The organism is Streptomyces sp. TAA040 (genome assembly GCF_000424845.1).
In genome coordinates, this window is record NZ_AUKR01000023.1 from 32,443 (window position 1) to 47,352 (window position 14,910).

12 protein-coding genes and 1 pseudogene are annotated in these 14,910 nt (G+C 74.0%); 5 read left to right on the forward strand and 8 right to left on the reverse strand.

Annotation, left to right across the window (positions count from 1 at the left end):
* Positions 1 to 20 precede the first annotated feature (20 nt).
* The 4 genes from H300_RS0118150 to yczE form a co-directional block, all read right to left on the reverse strand.
* Positions 21 to 398 (reverse strand): RNA polymerase-binding protein RbpA, encoded by a 378-nt coding sequence (locus H300_RS0118150; RefSeq protein WP_028428565.1) that lies wholly within the window; start codon positions 396 to 398, stop codon positions 21 to 23.
* Between the two features lie 255 nt (positions 399 to 653).
* Entirely contained in the window at positions 654 to 2,009 is a 1,356-nt protein-coding gene (locus H300_RS0118155) for an MFS transporter (RefSeq protein ID WP_486583929.1), read from the reverse strand.
* Positions 2,010 to 2,064: 55 nt separating this feature from the next.
* Positions 2,065 to 2,829 (reverse strand): glycerophosphodiester phosphodiesterase family protein, encoded by a 765-nt coding sequence (locus H300_RS0118160; protein WP_028428567.1) that lies wholly within the window; start codon positions 2,827 to 2,829, stop codon positions 2,065 to 2,067.
* Positions 2,826 to 3,491 (reverse strand): membrane protein YczE, encoded by a 666-nt coding sequence (gene yczE, locus H300_RS27635; protein WP_051270167.1) that lies wholly within the window; start codon positions 3,489 to 3,491, stop codon positions 2,826 to 2,828. Before yczE ends, H300_RS0118160 begins: the two co-directional genes overlap by 4 nt.
* 132 nt (positions 3,492 to 3,623) lie before the next feature.
* On the opposite strand from yczE, the gene H300_RS0118170 reads away from it, so the two are divergent.
* Complete coding sequence (locus H300_RS0118170; protein WP_028428568.1) at positions 3,624 to 5,120, forward strand: SCO1417 family PLP biosynthesis transcription factor; 1,497 nt, start codon at positions 3,624 to 3,626, stop codon at positions 5,118 to 5,120.
* A gap of 173 nt (positions 5,121 to 5,293) precedes the next feature.
* Here the strand turns inward: H300_RS0118170 and H300_RS27640 are convergent, their stop codons facing one another.
* The 3 genes and pseudogenes from H300_RS27640 to H300_RS27645 all read right to left on the reverse strand — a co-directional run bounded on the left by H300_RS27640 (position 5,294) and on the right by H300_RS27645 (position 8,644).
* The gene (locus tag H300_RS27640; protein WP_037980917.1) at positions 5,294 to 6,838 is read right to left on the reverse strand and encodes a hypothetical protein; all 1,545 of its coding nucleotides are present in this window, start codon (positions 6,836 to 6,838) and stop codon (positions 5,294 to 5,296) included.
* A gap of 24 nt (positions 6,839 to 6,862) precedes the next feature.
* The gene (locus H300_RS0118180) at positions 6,863 to 7,057 is read right to left on the reverse strand and encodes a hypothetical protein (RefSeq protein ID WP_028428569.1); all 195 of its coding nucleotides are present in this window, start codon (positions 7,055 to 7,057) and stop codon (positions 6,863 to 6,865) included.
* Positions 7,058 to 7,301: 244 nt separating this feature from the next.
* Positions 7,302 to 8,644, reverse strand: a pseudogene (locus tag H300_RS27645) (phosphoinositide-specific phospholipase C-related protein).
* A gap of 319 nt (positions 8,645 to 8,963) precedes the next feature.
* Here H300_RS27645 and H300_RS27650 point away from each other — a divergent pair.
* Positions 8,964 to 9,635, forward strand: coding sequence for a phosphatase PAP2 family protein (locus tag H300_RS27650; protein WP_078516112.1), 672 nt, complete (start codon positions 8,964 to 8,966; stop codon positions 9,633 to 9,635).
* Between the two features lie 78 nt (positions 9,636 to 9,713).
* Here the strand turns inward: H300_RS27650 and H300_RS0118195 are convergent, their stop codons facing one another.
* Positions 9,714 to 10,103 (reverse strand): hypothetical protein, encoded by a 390-nt coding sequence (locus H300_RS0118195; RefSeq protein ID WP_028428570.1) that lies wholly within the window; start codon positions 10,101 to 10,103, stop codon positions 9,714 to 9,716.
* A 318-nt stretch (positions 10,104 to 10,421) separates the two neighbouring features.
* Here H300_RS0118195 and H300_RS27655 point away from each other — a divergent pair, with 318 nt between their 5' ends.
* The 3 genes from H300_RS27655 (at position 10,422) to H300_RS0118210 (ending at position 13,884) form a co-directional block, all read left to right on the forward strand.
* Positions 10,422 to 10,937, forward strand: coding sequence for a hypothetical protein (locus H300_RS27655; RefSeq protein WP_051270168.1), 516 nt, complete (start codon positions 10,422 to 10,424; stop codon positions 10,935 to 10,937).
* A 197-nt stretch (positions 10,938 to 11,134) separates the two neighbouring features.
* A complete protein-coding gene (locus tag H300_RS0118205) occupies positions 11,135 to 12,529 on the forward strand; it encodes an FAD-dependent oxidoreductase (RefSeq protein WP_028428571.1) in 1,395 nt (464 codons plus the stop codon).
* Between the two features lie 194 nt (positions 12,530 to 12,723).
* Positions 12,724 to 13,884 carry an alpha-lytic protease prodomain-containing protein gene (locus H300_RS0118210; RefSeq protein ID WP_028428572.1) on the forward strand — a complete coding sequence of 387 codons (1,161 nt, stop codon included), beginning with the start codon at positions 12,724 to 12,726 and terminating at the stop codon, positions 13,882 to 13,884.
* Positions 13,885 to 14,910 lie beyond the last annotated feature (1,026 nt).

Below are 14,910 nucleotides of genomic sequence, written 5' to 3' on the forward strand. Positions count from 1 at the left end.
TTCGCGCACCGGTGCCGCCCTCAGGCGGACTTGCGGCTGCTGTCGCGCGGATGCACCGCGATGTTCATGGCGCCGGAGCGCAGGACCGCGAGCCGCTCGGCCAGCACTTCCTCCAGCTCCTCGCGGGTGCGCCGCTCCATGAGCATGTCCCAGTGCGTACGCGCTGGCTTGCCCTTCTTCTCCTCCGGACCCTCGCCGTCCACCAGCAAGGCCTGGGAGCCGCAGACCTTGCACTCCCATTCCGGCGGAATCTCCGCCTCAACCGAGAACGGCATCTCGAAACGATGTCCGTTCTGGCATGCGTACTCCACCGCCTGGCGTGGTGCCAGGTCGATGCCGCGGTCGGTCTCGTAGCTGGTCACCACAAGTCGCGTGCCGCGTAGAGCTCGCTCGCTCATGAATCGTGCCTCCCGGGCTGGTCGCCCACAGGACAGGTGTCGCTGTCGTCGTCATCCGGTCAACGTCCGGTCGGCGGTGAAGATTCCCGATCCGGGACATGCGTCGCCCGTCGTGCCGCCCCCTGTTGTACCCGCCGGCGCCCGCTTTGTCACATCTGTGGCGCGATCCCACCCAGGGGTCGGGTGCTGGTGCCCTGCAGTAACGGTCCGCTCGGCGAGCCGAACGCGTACACTACCGGCCCCGTGGCCCCAGGCCTAAATCCGTTCCGGCACCGGGTTGCCCACCGCCCGTGCCGCCCGTGCCACCGGGACCCTCAGCAGCACCAGGAACCCCAGGACGAAGAACACGACCAGGGAGATGATGGCATCCCGGTAGCTCCCCGTGAGCTGGAACGTGAGACCGAACACCAGTGGGCCCAGCCAGCTGGTGCCGCGGTCGCTCACCTCGTAGAGGGAGAAGTACTCGGCCTCCTTCCCGCGGGGCACCAGCTGGGAGAACAGCGAGCGGGAGAGCGCCTGGCTGCCGCCGAGCACGAGGCCGATCGCCGCGGCGAGCGCGAAGAAGTACAGTGGCTCGCCCGCGGGCAGGAAGTAGCCTGCCGCGACGGTGAGCGTCCAGGCGACCAGCGAGCCGAGAATGGTCCGCTTGGCCCCGTGGCGCTGCGCCAGGCGGCCCAGCAGCAGCGCCCCGGCCACCGCGAGGACCTGCACCAGCAGGATCGCGCCGATCAGCACCTCCTGCTCCATATCCAGCTCCTCCGCCCCGTAGATCGACGCCTGCGAGATCACGGTCTGCACGCCGTCGTTGTAGAGCAGGTAGGCCAGCAGGAACATCAGCGTCAGCGGGTAGCGGCGCAGCTCACGGAAGGTGGCCAGGAGCTGTCGCCAACCGCCGCCCAGCGAGGCCGCCCCCGGCCCGCTCCCGGCGCCGTGGTCCGCCGTGCCGGGCCGCTCCCGCAGCCGCCGCAGCGGAACGAGCGTGAACAGCCCCCACCACAGGCCGGCAGACGCCAGGCAGATCCGCACCGCCGTGCCCTCGGTGACCCCGAAGGCCTCGTGGCCGAGGAAGAGGCCCAGGTTGGCCAGCAGGACGAGGGCGCCGGCCGCGTAGCCGAAGGCCCAGCCCTTCGAGGAGACCGCATCCCGCTCTTCGGGGGCGGCGATCTGAGGGAGGAAGGCGTTGTAGACGACCACCGACACCGCCAGCGACACGTTCGCCACGATCAGCAGCGCACCGCCCAGCAGATAGCGGTCGCCGTCCAGGAGGAACATCGCCGAGGTCGCGCCCGCGCCCAGGTACGCGAAGCCGCCCAGGATGGGCTTCTTCCGGCCTGTGCGGTCCGCGATCGCCCCGGCGAGCGGCATCACCAGCACGGACAGCAGCACCGACGCCGAGATCACGTAGGCGAAGTAGGAGCCGTCGCGGACCGGGATGCCCAGCGGATGGACGTAGCCGTCGGCGTCCGCCGCGCTCTTCGCGATCCCGGTCAGGTACGGCCCGAGGAAGACCGTGATCACACTGGTGGAGAAGACCGAGTTTGCCCAGTCGTAGTAGTACCAGCCCCGCTGCTCGCGCCTGCGCGCGGCCGCCCCGTCGGCGGATTCGCTCACGGCCTCCGTGCTCACCCGTGCCCCCTCGATGCCGCTGCCGCGTGCTCCGGATCCGTCATGCCTCCCAGGCACCCCGCTCGCTCAGGACCTCGCGCAGCAGCTCGATGTGATCGGTCATGATGCCATCCACCCCGAGGTCGAGGAGCCGGCGCATTTCCGACGCCTCGTTCACGGTCCAGACGTGCACCTCCAGCCCGCGGCGCCGCGCGGCGGCCAGCATCCGGCGGTCCACCACCGGCAGGCCCGCGTGGCGCACCGGCACCTGCATGCACCGCGCCCCGCGCCGGACAGGGAAGGGCAGCCGGCAGGAGCGCAGCCGCATCCCGAGCACTCCGCCGGTGCCGAGCGACGTGGCCAGCCGGGGCCCGGCGAGAGCGGCGGCCCCGGCCACCCGCCGCTCGCTGAAGGAGCCCACGCAGACGCGGTCCCAGGCGTCCGCCTCGTCCAGCACCCGCAGCAGCGGACGGACGGAGGCGTCCGCCTTCACGTCGATGTTCCAGCGGGTGTGCGGGAACGCCCGCAGCAGTTCCCCGAACAGCGGCACCGGCTCGCCGCCGACGCGCGCCTCCCGCACCCGCTCCCACGGCAGTTCGGCGATGCGGCCGTGCCTGTCGGTCAGCCGGTCCAGGGTCGAGTCGTGGAAGGCCGCCAACCGGCCGTCCGACGTGACGTGCACGTCGGTCTCCAGATAGCGGTAGCCGAGGTCGACCGCCCGCCGGAACGCCCGAAGGGTGTTCTCGCAGCCGTCCGCGGCCCCGCCCCGGTGGGCGAAGGGCAGCGGGTGAGGATGGTCGAAGAAGGGGTGGGATGCTCTGCTCACCGAGGCAGTATCGCCCCTCGCCCCTCCGGCGCAGCCACCCGCCCACCGGACGGTACGGGCTCCCGCTGGCCGAAGCGCCGGAGGAAGAACTGAGCCAGGGGCCCGATCGTCAGCGCGTAGGCCGCGGTGCCCGCTCCCGCGGACCCGCCGAGCAGTACTCCCGCCGCCAGCACGGTGAGTTCGATGCCGGTCCGCACCAGCCGGATCGAACGTCCGGTGACGCGGTGCAGGCCGGTCATCAGCCCGTCCCGCGGCCCGGCCCCGTGGCGGGCCGAGAGGTACAGTCCGGTGGCGGCTCCGTTCAGCACCACTCCGGCCACCAGGAGCGGGATCCGCACCGCCAGCGCCTCCCCCTGCGGAGTGACGAGCAGCGTGGCATCCATCGACACCCCGACCAGGACGACGTTGGACACGGTGCCGAGGCCCGGGCGCTGTCGCAGCGGAATCCACAACAGCAGCACCAGCGCGCCCACGGCCACCGACACCGTCCCGATCGACAGCCCCGTGCGGCCCGCGACACCCTGGTGGAACACGTCCCACGGCCCCAGGCCCAGCTCGGCCCGGACCATCAGCCCGCAGCTCGCCCCGTAGAGCCACAAGCCCGCGTAGAGCCGTGCGAGCCGACCCGCTCCGCCGCCTCGGGCCCCCTTGGTTCCGGTCAACGCTCCCCCTTGTCCGGCGCCCGTCGGCAGGCGCCGCGGGGACGGCCGGCTTGGTTTCTCCGGTTGGTTCGGGGACACTCTCTCCCAAGAATGCGGGCCAATCCCAAGGCCAATCGAGAGAAGGTGGACCGCATGTCGCCCTGGACCCCAGCCGTCGGCGCGCGCCAACTGGCGCGGCTGCTCGGCTCCCAGCAGTCCGCTTCGGACGAGGGAAGCAGGAAACCCGCTTACCGCGCCCTCGCCGACGGGGTCCGTCTGCTGGTGCTCGAGGGGCGGGTGCCGGTCGCCGCTCGGCTGCCGGCGGAACGCCAACTGGCGGCGGCGCTCTCCGTGAGCCGCACGACCGTGGCCACCGCCTACGAGGCGCTGCGCGCCGACGGCCTCCTGGAGTCCCGCCGCGGGGCGGGAAGCTGGACGGCCGTGCCGGCCGGGAACCCGCTGCCGACCCGGGGCCTCGAACCGCTGCCTCCCGAGGCCTCGGAGACGATGATCGACCTCGGCTGCGCCGCGCTGCCCGCCCCCGAGCCGTGGCTGAGCCGCGCGTTCCGCGGGGCTCTGGACGACCTGCCGCCCTACGCGCGCACGCACGGTGACTACCCGGCCGGTCTGCCGGCGCTCCGCAGGGCGCTCGCCGACCGCTACACGGCGGCCGGCGTGCCGACCATGCCCGAGCAGATCATGGTCACCACCGGGGCGATGGGCGCCGTGGCCGCGCTGTGCCGGCTGCTGGTGCCGCACGGCGAGCGCATCGCCGTCGAGCACCCCTCGTACGCCAACGTCCTGCAACTGATGCGGGAGGCGGGCGCACGGCTCGTGCCGGTGCCGATGGCCGATCGACTCGCGGGCTGGGACCTCACCGCCTGGCAGCAGGCGCTGCGCGCGGCCGCCCCCCGGATGGCGTACGTGGTCGCCGACTTCCACAACCCCACCGGCGCGCTGGTGCCCGAGGAGCAGCGTCGCGACCTGGTGGCCGCCACCCGGGCTGCGGGTACCGCGCTGGTCGTCGACGAGTCGATGGCCCCCCTCGCCCTCGACCCCGGGGCGGAGGGCGCCCTGCCCCGGCCGGTCTGCGCCTTCGACCCCGGGGGCGCGGCCGTCATCACGGTCGGCTCGGCCAGCAAGGCCCTCTGGGCGGGCATGCGCATCGGCTGGGTGCGGGCGGCGCCGGACGTCATCCGGCGCCTGGTCGCCGCCCGCGCCTACGCGGACCTCGGAAGTCCGGTGCTCGAACAACTGGCCCTCGGGCGGCTGATGGCCGGGGACGGTTGGGAGCAGGCGGTGGCGGTGCGGCGCGAGCTGGCCCGGGGCAACCGGGACGCACTCGTCGCCGCGGTCCGCCGGGAACTGCCCGAGTGGGAGTTCACGGTGCCGGGCGGCGGGCTGACCCTGTGGACGCGGACCGGCGGCCTGTCCGGGTCCCGCATCGCGGCGGCGGGGGAGCGGCTCGGGGTGCGGGTCCCGGCCGGTACGCGGTTCGGGGTGGACGGCGCCTTCGAGGGCTACGTGCGGCTCCCGTTCACCGTGGCCGGGCCGGTCGCGACCGAGGCCGCCGGGCGGCTCGCCGCGGCGGCCCGGCTGGTCGCGAGAGGGGAGGCGGCGGCGGACGTCCCGCGCACCTTCGTCGCCTGAGGGACGCCCCGTCGCTCCCGCCGGGTGCACGGCGCCGGACAGCCCCCGGACCAGTGGGAGCCTCGGAGTTCAAAGAGGCGGCCCGGCTCCGGGCGCCGCGCCGCAGGACGCGGCGGCCGCTCCTGCCCCGCCGCCGGAGCGGCCCGGTTCTGCGCAGCCCCCTCGGTGCGGCCTCATTCGGAGGGGCCGGCCAGGGTGACGGGCCGCTCCGGCAGCAAACGGAGCACCGCCTCCCGGTCCGCTTCCGCGGCGGACTCGTCGAAGGGGTCCGGGGTCGCGGGTACCTGGAGGCGCAGGACCGGTCCGCTCCCGAGTCGGGCCCAGCCCCGCCCGGGCGGCATCCCCACCGCCGCCGAGGTGTGCGGTGGCTCGCCCAGCACCGCCCGGACCTGCTCGGTGGTGGCCGGCCCGAGTACGGCCCGCGCCGCGGTGCAGGCGCGGACCGGACGGCTCAGGTCGTCGGCACCCTCGAACTGCTCGGCCAGCGCGACGGTGACCCGGGCCGCCCGGCCGTGCCGCAGCGCTCCCTCCAGGAGCTCCTGCGGATCGGTGCGCCCCTCGGTCCTGGCCAGATGGCTCAGCACACCCGGCCGGTCCACGAGCACCCACAGTGGTCGGCGTACGTCCTCGGGTGCCTCCCGGCCCTCCTGCCGGGCCCGGCCCGCCTCCAGCAGCCGACGCTGGGTCTCGTGCGCCGCCCACTCCAGCGCGGCCAGCGCGCCCACCAGGGTGTTCTCCACCGAGAGCACGCCCGCCCGGCCGCTCAGACACGCGTACTCGCCCGATCCCGAACCGTCCACCACCACCACGTCGCCGTGCTGGAGCGCCTGCAGGGCCACGGAGCGCAGCAGTGTGGTCGTGCCGGAACCGGGCTGTCCGAGCGCCAGCAGATGGGCCTCGGAGGACCGGGGGCCCGTCCGCCAGAGGACCGCGGGAGCGTCCTTCGTCTCCTCCCCGCACTCCACCGGTACGGTCCGCGGCACGGCCTCGGCGTCGGTGAAACCGAGCACCGTCTCCCCGGGCGAGGTCACGAACCGCTGGGCGACGACGTCCGTCGGCAACGGCTCCAGTACCGCCAGGCCGAGCCGGTTGTCCTCCTCGTCCCAGTCGAAGCGGTACTCGCGTCCCCGGCCGGCCCTGGCGCACAGCACCTGCTGGACCCGGACCCGCGCGTCGGCCTCTCCGTCCGGGAAGTAGGGGGGATAGCGCAGCCGCAGCCGCGTGAGCCTCCCGGCGGAGGTGAACGCGTACTCCTCGAAGGCTCGCTCCCACTCGCCGTCGTGGGTGTAGAGCGGGTCGGGGTGGCCCCCGTCGGGCAGTGCGAAGTACGGCACGAGCGATTCGTACAGGGCCCGCAGCCGCGCCGCCTGCTCCTCGGTGGGCCCCTCGGGCTCCTCCTCCGCCGGCTCGGCGCGGTCGCGCCCTTGCCAGGCCGCGGTGATCAGCAGCGCGGCACCGGCGGCGAGCGGTCCGTACGGGGTGAGCACCACCAGCAGCAGGCACGCGCTGCCGAGGAAGAGCGCCGGTCCGCGCCGGTCGGCGGGCAGGCCCGACCAGCGGGCGCGGCCGGCCGCTGCGAGACGGGAGAGCCCCCGGCCGACGACGACGAGCGGGCGGAAGGCCTCAGCCGCGTGGCCGGGTGCCGCCGTCGCGAACGCACGCCCTCGGGCGAGCGCCGCGCCGACGGGCGGCACGCGGCGGGGAAGCAGTCGGGTCATGGTGTCCCACCTCGTGTCGGACAGTCAGAGATCGAGCCCGCCGAGCAGATTGGCCAGGCTCTCGCCGCCCGCCTGGATGCCGGGAGCGATGGCGGTGCCGGCCAGGTAGAAGCCGAACAGCGCGCAGACCACGGCGTGCGAGGGCTTGAGTCCGTCCTTGCGGAAGAACAGGAAGACGATCACTCCGAACAGGAGGACGCCGGAGATCGACAGGACCATGAGGTCTCCTGCGGTAGCGGTAACGGTCACGCTTAGTGTCCCCCGCTGCACAGACAGTACCGAACATTTGTGGCCCGCAAACGGGTGATTCCGTGACTCAGCCGACAATAGGACCGGCGAGTCTTCGTGGATTCCGACCCCGCGCCCCGGACCTGCTCGCCGTGCGTCACGGCCCGCGGGCCGACGGGAGGCGCCGGAATGCCCGCACCGCGGCGGACGGGAGCTGACGCCTCCCGGGTCGGGGTCACGGAACGTTGACGCACGCGTTCAGCCGGTCGACGCCGTCGCTGGCCTGTCCGAGGTCGTAGTGGTCCACCGCCACGTAGTTCGGCTTCTTGCGGGCGGCGGGGGCGCAGAAGCTCTCCGCACGGTTGAGCAGCTTGGCGTTGTCGGATGCCGCAGTGCCGGTGAGCGGGACGTCCCGGAAGTGGTTCATCACGAAGAGCGGCGTGGAGCCGGTCTCCTCACGGGTGAGCGGCACGTTGACGCCCGATCCGTACCAGCGGCTGTAGCAGGACCAGTCCGAGGTGCCGACGCCCGGACCCAACGACCAGTGGTTCTCCACCGTCCACTCGCGCTGGTACATCACCCCGAAGTCCTCCCGCACCGTGCCCGAGAGCGCGTCCTGCGCCCGGGTGCGGTCGGAGAAGACCAGCAGCTGCTTCCCGTCCGCGGCGAGCTCCGCCATCGTCGGCCAGCCGTTCTCCCGGACGTCGGACCGGTCCGGGCGGAACAGCAGTTCGTCGAGGCCGTCCACCCGGGCGAGTTCGTCGCGCAGCAGCGAGGCGGGGACGTAGTCCTCCAGGAACACCGTCGCGAATCCCCCCGGATGCTGCCGCAGATGGTCCACGATCTGCTGAACGCCCACCCAGAGTGCCACCGGCCGGGTCACCAGCGTGCAGCTGTTGTGGCACATGATCGCCCCGTCGGGGGTGTGGTGCACGTCCAGCATGAAGCCGCGGACGCCGTCGGAGAGCTGCTGCCGCAGGCCGCGGGTCTGGTTGGGGAAGGCGTTGACGAAGGGTGGCGCGAAACCGCCGTCGACGCCGTTGGCGTAGGCGTTGTGCGCGGTCAGGAAGGTCATGTCGGCCAGGGTCGTTCGCCGGTTCCCGGCATCGGCGCACGAGGGAGTGGACGAGGGGTGAGGTACCAGCGGGCGCCTTCGCCGTCTCCGTCGAGCACCGGTCGCTCCGGGTGCGCCCCGCCCGCGGCCGCCGCCACCGAGAGGAACTCCGTCCGACCGGGGACGCCGAGCCGGTGCGTCCCGTCCTCGGCCTCGGCCTCGGTCAGCTCCCAGCCCGACGCGGTCTCCCCGCAGGCCACGACCGCTGCGTCGCCGCCTGCGCGGCCCAGGCAGCGGCCGGGGTCATCGACGCCGCGGAGGCGGTGCACACCGTCTGTGGCCTCCATCGTCCACAACTGGCGGCCCTCGTCGCCGCGGGGGCGGTGCAGCAGAACGGCTCCGTCCGAGCTGCTGTCGGCGGCGTTCAGCCCCTTCACCGTGCTGTGCACGTGCACCGGGCCCGCCGGCGTCGCGGCGGGCGCCGGCGGCTCCGCGGTGGGAGAGGCCCCCGCGGGTCCGGCCAGTGCGGTGAAGGTGACGGCGAGGACCGCCGCGCCGCACCCTGTTCCTCTGCTGTGGCCGCGCCCGGCGTTCCGCCCGTCGTCGCGGTCCGGCACGGGTCGGGATGGCCCGCTCCGGCGGCTCCCCACAGCAACGAGATCCGGCCACCCGCCGCGTTCGCTGCCCCGCGCCGGGAGCCGCTCGCGGACGCCCGGTCCCGACACCGGCCCGGAGAGCCACGCCGTGTGGTGGGGTGGAAGTGGACCACGGCACTCCGGGGGCGAACGGGTCACACCCGCCCGCCCTGCCGACCGTCGGCTGTGCTGAGTCGGGAGCGCGCGCATGCGGAGCAGGAGCACCTGGGGGGCGGCGGCGGTTCCGGCCACGCTGGGCACGGTACTGCTGGCGCTGGTCGCGGTTGCCTGGGCCCCTCTCGTCACCGCCGACCGCCGCATCTCGGACGCCCTGCACCGGGTGGCCGGCGACGAACCCGGGCTCACCGAGGTGGTGCGGATTCTCAGCGACTGGGTGTGGGACCCGGTGACCCTGCGGCTGGTGACGGCAGCCGTCGTCCTCGCCCTGCTCAGTCGCGGCAGGCAGTTCGACGCCGGCTGGCTCGCGGCGGTCTGCGGGCTCGGGTGGGTGGCGCAGTTCCTGCTCAAGACCGCGGTGGAACGCGCCCGTCCGGTGTTCCGGGAGCCGATCGCCACCGCCGACTACTGGTCCTTCCCCTCCGGTCACGTCATGACGGCGACCGTCATCCTGGGGGCACTCCTGCTGGTGCCGTCCACCACGGGAGCGTCGAAGCGCCGGATGCTGTGGACGCTCGCGGTGCTGAGCATGGTCGGTGTGGGATTCACCCGCGTCCACCTGGGAGTGCACTGGCCCACGGACGTGCTCGCGGGGTGGCTGTTCGGTGCCGCGGTACTGACCGCCTGCGTGGCGTGGCGGCCGGCGTCCGGCTGGCGCCCGACCGAGCGGCCCGTTCCGCGGAGCGCCGCACCACCGCCCTGAGTGGCCGGACGCGCCTGCGGCCGCCCCTCGCGGTGCGGGGGGCGGCCGCAGGCGCGTCCGCCGGAGAGACGGTCCGGGTCAGGGTTGGACCTCGTCTGTGAAGTCCTGCTGGCACTGGTCCCGTTCCGACTGGGACTGGGCCTGGTCCAGGCAGTCCTGGAGGTTGCTGAACTCCTCACTGTTGAGGAACGAGACACCGACGGCGAGCAGCACCCCCGAGATCACCAGCGCCAGGACGCTCAGCGCACCGCCCACGAGGGCCATCACCCCGTTGGTCGCGATGCCCTTGCGCTTGCGGAGATAGCCCAGGACCGCGAAGACGACGCCCAGCAGGCCGAAGAGCAGCCCGCCGAACACGGTCCAGAAGAGGAGGAGGGCGACCAGGCCCAGCACAAGGGCCGTGATGCCGAATCCGTTGCGCGGGCTGCTCGGCGGCGGTTGGACGGGGTCGGCGGCCGGGTAACTCATGGGCTCCTCATTTCGTGCTCGGTACTCGGTACTCGGTGGTCGTGCGCCGGGCGCACCCGGCGGAGCGGTGGTGTGTGTGGGCCACGCTGCATGCTGATACCCCGAATCGCGGCGGTGAAAAGGACTTCCCCCCTCGGCGTGCAGGCGCCCGTGCGGCGCGGACCGCCTGCGGGTGAACGGCGGGGGCCGCCCGTCCGTACCGGAGTGCGGACGCGGGCGGCCGTCGGGTGCCCGCGCCGCCCGTCCGCACGTCGTTGTCCGCCGGGGGCCGAGAACTCGGCCTCGCGCTCCCGCCGACCTGTTGCCAAGGAGACGTCGATGACCGAACGCAGCCGCCCGCCCCTGCACGCGCTGCCGGACGGGGAGGCGGAACTCACCGTGGTGCTGCGTCTGCGCTGGGAGGACGTGTCCGCCCTCGGCCACGAAGCCGCCCGTCTCGCCCACCGGTTCCAGCGGCCCGTCACTCTCGACGAGGCCGCGGGGCACCGCCTCCGGCTCCGCACGGTACCGGGCGCTGCCGACCGGGAGCGGGCCGCGGCCTCCCCGCCGCCACCGGTGGCGCTCGCCGGCCGGAGCGGCCCCACTGCGTCGCCGAAGGCCGTCGGACCGCCGGGCGGCGTCGCGGCTCCGGAGGTGGCGCGGTCCGCCGGGAGCACGGCTCCCGGGGAGTCCTCGGGCCCCGCGGCACGCGAGGCCGCCCCGGTCCCCGAGACCGCGTCGGCGCCGCACCCGCCGCCCGTATCCGCGCGCGGCGAGTACTCCGACGTTCCGGCCGCGGGCCGGAACGGGATGGCGGCCCCCGGCCCGCCGGGGGCGTCGCGCGCCGTGCAGTGATCCGGACCCGCCCGCGTACCCGCCGCGCCCACCGGATCCGGTGACCGGCCCGGGTGACGGGTCGTCGGTCCGCCCCGACACACCGCGGGTGCTGCCGCGCGCGGCAGCCGTGATGCGGTAGGACACCCCAGGGACGTCCCTGGGGTGTCCTACCGGCTGCCGCACGGCGGCCGGTGTCATGGAGGGGAGCGGTACGGATGGCAGCCGGACAGCGCATGGTCGTGATCGGCGGGGACGCGGCGGGGATGTCCGCCGCGTCCCAGGCGCGGCGTCTGCGGGGCGAGGAGGAACTGGACATCGTCGCCTTCGAGCGGGGCCCGTTCACCTCGTACTCCGCGTGCGGCATCCCGTACTGGATCGGCGGCGACGTCGCGGACTCGGCCGACCTGGTCGCGCGCACCCCGCAGGAGCACCGCGAACGCGGTATCGACCTGCACACGCGCACCGAGGTGACGGAGATCGACCTGCCCGGCTGCCGGGTGTGGACCAGAGGGACGGGCGAGGGCGGGCGGGAGGGCTGGACGGACTTCGACCACCTCGTGGTGGCCACCGGAGCCCGTCCGATCCGGCCTCCGCTGCCCGGCATCGACGCCGTCGGCGTGCACGGGGTGCAGACCCTCGACGACGGGATGCGGCTCATCGAGGCCCTGGACCGGGTGGTCGCGCCCGGGGGCGAGCGGCGTGCGGTGGTGATCGGCGCCGGCTACATCGGCGTGGAGATGGCCGAGGCGATGCTGCGTCACGGCTACCGGGTGACCGTGGTCGACCGGGCCGAGCAGCCGATGACGACCCTCGACCCGGACATGGGCGCCCTGGTCGGCGAGGCGATGCGGGGGATGGGCATCGAGACGGTGGGCGGAGCCGCGGTGACCGGTATCGACACCGACGCGTCCGGCCGTGCCTGCGCGGTACGGACGGAGGACGACCGCTTCCCCGCCGACCTCGTGGTGCTCGGGCTGGGGGTGCGGCCGGAGACGGAGCTGGCCCGGTCGGCCGGTCTCCCGCTGGGGGAGTCGGGCGGGCTGGTCACCGACCGGGCGATGCGGGTGCGCGGGCACGGCAACATCTGGGCCGGCGGCGACTGCGTCGAGGTGGCGGACATCGTCTCGGGGCGGTCCCGGCACATCCCGCTGGGAACGCACGCCAATAAGCACGGCCGGGTGATCGGCTCCAACGTGGCCGGCGGCTACGAGACCTTTCCCGGCGTGGTGGGCACCGCCGTCAGCAAGGTCTGCAGCCTGGAGATCGCCAGGACGGGGCTGCTGGAGGCCCAGGCCGCCGAGATCGGGCTGCGGTTCGAGACGGTCACGGTCGACGCGACGAGCCGCGCCGGGTACTTCCCCGGAGCCGAGCCGATGCGGGTGAAGATGCTCGCCGAACACCGGACCGGCCGGCTCCTGGGGGTGCAGATCGTCGGCCGGGAGGGCGCTGGGAAGCGGGTGGACATCGCGGCGGTGGCCCTCACGGCAGGCATGACCGTCGAGCAGCTCGTGGCTCTCGACCTGGGTTACGCGCCCCCTTTCTCGCCGGTGTGGGACCCGGTGCTGGTGGCCGCCCGCAAGGCGGTCGGTGCGGTGCGCGCCGCCCGCTGATCCGGCCCGTGTGCCCTGCCCCGGGCGGCGCGGGAGCCCGTCGGGGCCGGGCGGTGGTGCGCCACCGGCCGCACCGCCAATGGTATGGACATGAAGAAAAGCGGTCCCTACGATGCACCGGAGCCAGTCTGAGAGCGCTCTCGAACTGCCGCTGTTCCAACCCCACTTCATGGAACAACAGGGAGGCAATCACCATGCGAACGACGTCAGGCATCCGAATAGGTCTGTCCGCCCTCGTGACCGCCGGCGCGCTGGGCGCGGCGAGTCTGGCCCCCGCCGCCGCAGCCCCCGAACCGGCGCCGGAGCAGGCCTCCATCGGACTCCTCACCGCCATGCAGGAGGACCTCGGTCTGACGGCGAAGCAGGCCCGGGTGCGGCTGAGCCAGGAAACCGCGGCCATTGAGGCCGCGCCGAAGGCCGAGCGTGCGGCCGGTTCGGCCTACGCCGGCTCCTGGTTCGACGCCGAGGCAGGCAAGCTGACGGTGGCCGTCAGCAGCAGATCCAAGGTCGACGAGGTCCGCGCCGCCGACGCGAACGCCGAGGTCGTCAGACACGACGCGGACACGCTGGAGCGGACCAAGAAGGCCCTCGACCGGCGCTCGGCGGATCAGGGCGCCCCCGCCGGTGTCAGCAGCTGGCACGTCGACCCCGAGAGCAACAGCGTCGTGATCAAGGTGGTCGAGGACAGCCGCAAGGACGCCGACGTGCGGAAGTTCCTCGACCGGGCCGAGAACGCCGGCCCGGTGTCGGTCGAGGCGGACGTCACCGAGGCGCCGGACACCCTCGCCGCCGGAACGGTGGGCGGCGACCCCTACTACACCGGCAACGTCCGCTGCTCCATCGGATTCTCGGTCCACGGCGGCTTCGTGACGGCCGGTCACTGCGGCCAGACCGGTGCCTCGGTGCGCGGCTGGGACAACTCGCAGATCGGCGACTTCCGGGGTTCTTCCTTCCCCGGTGACGACATGGCCTGGGTCAGCGTAGGCCACGGCTGGTGGACGACCCCCGTCGTGCTCGGCTGGGGCACCACCTCGGACCGGCTCGTCCGCGGTTCGGCCGAGGCGCCGATCGGGGCCTCGGTCTGCCGCTCCGGTTCCACCACCGGATGGCACTGCGGCACTGTGCTCGGCAAGAACGAGACCGTCAACTACGGCGGCGGTGCCCAGGTCCGTCAGCTGACCCGGACCAGCGTCTGCGCCGAGCCCGGCGACTCGGGCGGCTCCTTCATCAGCGGGGACCAGGCGCAGGGCGTCACCTCCGGTGGCTGGGGCAACTGCAGCGGCGGCGGCGAGACCTGGCACCAGCCGGTCAACGAGATCCTCAACCGCTACGGACTGTCCCTGGTGACGGCCTGACGCGCCGCTCGTACGAGTCCCCGGGGCCCGTACGGACGCGCGCCGCGACCGCTCCCCGACCGCGGTCGGGGAGCGGTCGCGGCGAAGTGGCCCCGTCCCGCGTTCGCCGGGGGCGCGCTCCCCACCGGACCGGGCGTGTCTCCGCCCCGAAGACAGGCAGGGGAGGCCGCGGGTGGCCGGGCGGATCGGCGCGGTGGTGCTCAGCGGGGCTGCAGTGCGAAGCGGGCCGCCTTGGCCTCGGTGACGCTGCTGATCCACCCCTCCTGTTCGGCGAACCCGCCTCGTGGGAACGCCGGACGAGCCTCCCCACCGCCCCTGCTCCCGCCCCGGCCCCGGCGGGCTGCGGCGGCGCGGGGACCGGCGGCTGGGGCAGGATCTGCGCGGTGGCCCTCCAGAGTGCCCGGAGCCGACCGTCGCAGGGGTGACGCCGACCCCATCCGCCAACCGGCCACGGCTCAGCTCCCAGGCCTCCCGCAGCCGTCTCCGCTCCCGGGGCATCGGTTGGAGCGGGTGCCGGGCCGGACGACCGGCCCTCCCACTCCCGGCGGCCGGCACCCGGGTGTGCCGCCCCGCGGTCGCTGGCCTGCCGCGGGACCCCGGATGCGCGTTCATCAAGGGGGGTGACGAAATGGCATGTGGTCAAGTGAGGAGTCGGCCCGGTGGCGGGCCACGGCCTGTCACCGGGCTCCGTGTGTCGTCCGGGAGCCGAAGAGGCCCGCCGACTCGGCCGGAGACGAGCACGCGCGGTGCCGAACCGACCCCCGCCCGCGCGGAAGCGTCACGGACGGAGGTGTTCCGTCACTCGAACGGGAAGCGGGGTCGCCCTTCTGCCCGTCCGGCGGTGGAAGGCCGCCCGGCGCCGCGCGGCGACGAGCGGCCGAGGCCCCAGGGACGAGGTTCCAATCGTTCGGCTCAGCCAGGTGGCGGGCGCGCTGCCGAGGACGGCCACGGCCCGGAGCGGTGGTGCCGGGGCGGGCCCCGTGGCTCCGCAGTGCCGAGCGACTCTCGCACACCCCATCGGGCCGC